This window comes from Pseudomonas sp. KB_15 (genome assembly GCF_052114525.1).
Classification (GTDB): domain Bacteria; phylum Pseudomonadota; class Gammaproteobacteria; order Pseudomonadales; family Pseudomonadaceae; genus Aquipseudomonas.
On the sequence record NZ_JBFREX010000186.1, the window covers coordinates 1 to 481 of the forward strand.

The following is a 481-nucleotide window of genomic DNA, read 5'->3' on the forward strand; positions in this document are numbered from 1 at the left end:
GGCGTCGATGTCGTCGGCGAAGCCCATGTCGAGCATACGGTCGGCTTCGTCGAACACCAGCATGTCCAGCTGGGACAGGTCGATACGGCCGGCTTCAACGTGGTCCAGCAGGCGGCCCGGGGTCGCGACCAGGATGTCAGGCATCTTGGACAGCGCGGCGAGCTGCTTCGGGTARGGCATGCCGCCCAGGATGCTGGCGCAGACGATGCGGCGCAGRTGGCGGCCGTACTTGGCGGCAGCCTCGGTMACYTGCAGGGCCAGTTCRCGSGTYGGSGTSAGCACCAGCAGCGMSGGYTGSGCCGGCGACGGACGGGGGCGCTTGCCCTTCATGCGCTTGACSGGWTCGTCSSWRCGCGGRCGATTCGGSGMMGCCTTCTCGCTGATGCGCTGGATGGCGGGCAGCATGAACGCGGCGGTCTTGCCCGAGCCGGTCTGGCTCGAGACCAGCAGGTCACGGCCGGCCAGGAACTGGGGAATGGCC

1 protein-coding gene is annotated in these 481 nt (G+C 69.0%); it reads right to left on the reverse strand.

What is annotated here, in order from left to right; genetic code table 11:
* Positions 1 to 477 (reverse strand): DEAD/DEAH box helicase (locus tag AB4Z35_RS30370; protein WP_442101211.1); only part of this gene is annotated, 477 nt, incomplete at its 3' end.
* Between the last annotated feature and the right edge of the window lie 4 nt (positions 478 to 481).